General features: G+C 60.8%; 2 protein-coding genes. Both read right to left on the reverse strand.

Annotated features, from left to right (window positions below; all coding sequences use genetic code 11):
• Positions 1-65: 65 nt before the first annotated feature.
• On the reverse strand, positions 66-1295 hold the full coding sequence (locus tag ACIQ67_RS20925; RefSeq protein WP_397536303.1) for a hypothetical protein: 1230 nt from the start codon (positions 1293-1295) through the stop codon (positions 66-68).
• Between the two features lie 69 nt (positions 1296-1364).
• On the reverse strand, positions 1365-2561 hold a 1197-nt coding region (locus ACIQ67_RS20930), incomplete at its 5' end, for a DUF5722 domain-containing protein (RefSeq protein WP_397536304.1).

A 2561-nucleotide genomic window follows, 5' to 3' on the forward strand; every position in this document is an offset into this window, starting at 1 on the left:
TTCGCCGGACCAGATGACGGGGGTGTCTTCTGACATCGGCGGTCCCGGAAGGAGGGCTTCGAATTTCAATCCTCCTCAGCGATCACCGACTCCAGTTCGCTCCGGCTGACTTTCCACCGCCCAAGCAGTTCATCGGAGAACTGTTCGGACGTGACGGTTCGGTGCTCGAATTGGTCTCTCAGAATTTCAAGGCGGATCGAGGGATCGGAGATCTGCCCCATCAGGTCGGCGAACTGCTTGCCGTTCTGATACCCGAATCCGTGTTCCATCAGCACCTCTTTCAGGAATCCATCGACCTCCTGAGGTGCAAGCTCGCCGACAATGGCATCCACCCGTCCGCGCTCGGGAGCGCCGATCCAGCCGTTGAGTTCCTTCGCCATGTTTTCCCGTTGTTCGGGCGTCGCCTCGGACCAGCGATCCGCCGCCCAAGTCGCCGAAGCCTGCGGGCCTTGCTGGCCGTCGAGCGAATCCAGAATCTCGCCCCAACCCTCGAATCCGATTTTTCCGTTAGCCAGCCACCATGCGTGCGCGGCGGTGGGATCGCTCGCCGACCAGACTTCCATCACATTGCTGGGCATCACCGGCGGACGGCCATCGTGGTTTCCCTGATAGAAAACCTTCATCCCATCCAACAGCGCCGCGAAATCGAAACCGTCCGGATATTGCAGCGTAACGCCGGAAACACTGCTGTCCTTGGGCATTCTCGCCAGGAAATCGAGCACCACCGCCGGCCCATCGCCCACCTTCGTCCCGAGAATTTTCCCGGGAACGCCACTTCCGAAATCCTCATCATCCTTCACCCCAGCCAAATACATTTCGAACGCACGATCGGGATCGGTCTCCGCCAGCTGATCCAACAACTCCCCCTGCACATGCGCCGCCAATCCACGGTTGGCACAGGCATCCGCCCAGGCCCATGCGCCATCGAAGTCCTCCTTGCCCCAACGCACGATCAACTCATCGATGTCGCTCCGCAGCGCATAGCCCAAGCCATCAGGCCCCGCCTGATCCATCAACCGGACCAGCAACGGACCAATTTCCAGCAATTCCAGTTCTTCGATCCGCTTGTCGCGCTCCTCATCCTCCATCGACAGAAACGCCTGCGCCTGCGCGGCCACTTTCACATGATCCGACGCAGCCGCCGTCCCCCCACCCCGCCGCTCCGGTCTCACCCGTGAGGGCGTCTTCTCAACCTCAATCCGCTCCTCAGCATCACCCCCCATTCGCATCCCGCCATACCAACCCAAAGAAATTCCCAAACCAAAGGCCAACGAGATCCATGCATTGCGCTTCACGTCGCGGTTGTAGGGCGGAATGGGACGTGGGTCAATGGAGGGGGGCGGTGAAATGGTGACACGGCAGCTTCACCTCTCGATCTCACCCCGGTGGAGAATTTCCTCCCATTTCGTGATGCCGATGACGGGTAGATAAGGGGCGCAGGCGGCGTCCTCGTTTTCGGTGGCGAGGGCCTGATAGAGATGCCAGATGGGCTTCTTGCCGTGCGGGTCGCCGGGTTCGTCGGGAAATTTCCGAAGGCCGATCTTGAGGCCGCCTTCGTGGCGGTTGTCGATCCAGTTGTGGTATTGCCAGGACTCGATGGAGGACAGCGACTGGATCTTTTTCCACGCGAGGGCCATGCCGGCGGCTTGGTCTGCGAGTTCCTTCTCCGTGTAGTCCTTCGAGTTGAATCCGTTTTCTGATAGATGGACAGGCCGGACTTTTCCCTGATGAAGCAGCGCGGGCTGGCGCATGTAGGCATCAAGCACTTCGAGGTTTTTCGGTGTGATCTTGGCGGACTGGAACGAGAAGGTGGCCTGCTCATCCTCCCAGGTGCGCGGGTTGAAGAGGTTCTGCGGATAGGGGTGATAGGCCACGGCCCACGGGAAATCACCTTCGGCTTGGGAAAAACGCACCAGCAGATCGACCATGGTTTTGGAGCCGAACCAGCGCTTTTCCCCGGCGTGCGCCCAATGGTGGGTGAGGCTGAGAAACGGCTTTCCGTTAGGATCATACTGGCGGCCGATGAGATCCATCAGGCGCATCGAGCGGTGGAGCAGGTCCATGTAAACGATGGCGGGTTTCTCGCCGGCATTGGTCCACACCCAACCGGCGTCGACCTCGTTGTGCATGATCCAGTGGTGGATGCGTCCATGTTTGCCATCCGGCCGCGACCAGCGCTCGGCCATGAGGTTGAGGATGGCACCGTAAAGCGCGAGGCCTTCCGGGTCGGTCACGTTCGGCATGGCAAAGGTGCCTTCGGGGTGGGCATCGGGGTGACCCAACCTTTTCACCACAGGGTTGCCATCCCGCGCGGGGTTGGCGACGAGGAGGATGGCGGAGACCATGATGTTGCGTTTCGCGGCTTCGAGGAAACTCCGGTCGAGGTTGGCCAGCACATCCTCGCGGGCATGATAGGTGCGGCCCTGCCATTGGATCGGCGTGGTGTTCGCCCCCGGTGTTAGAGAAACCAGCGAATGGATCATCACGTTGACGGTGACGGCGGAAATCCCCAGCGCGTCGAGTTCGTCCGGCTCGCCGGGTGTGGCGGGAAGCCGTCCGGC

Source organism: Roseateles sp., from assembly GCF_044373315.1.
In the GTDB taxonomy this organism is placed as follows: Bacteria; Pseudomonadota; Gammaproteobacteria; order Burkholderiales; family Burkholderiaceae_C; genus JACDQM01.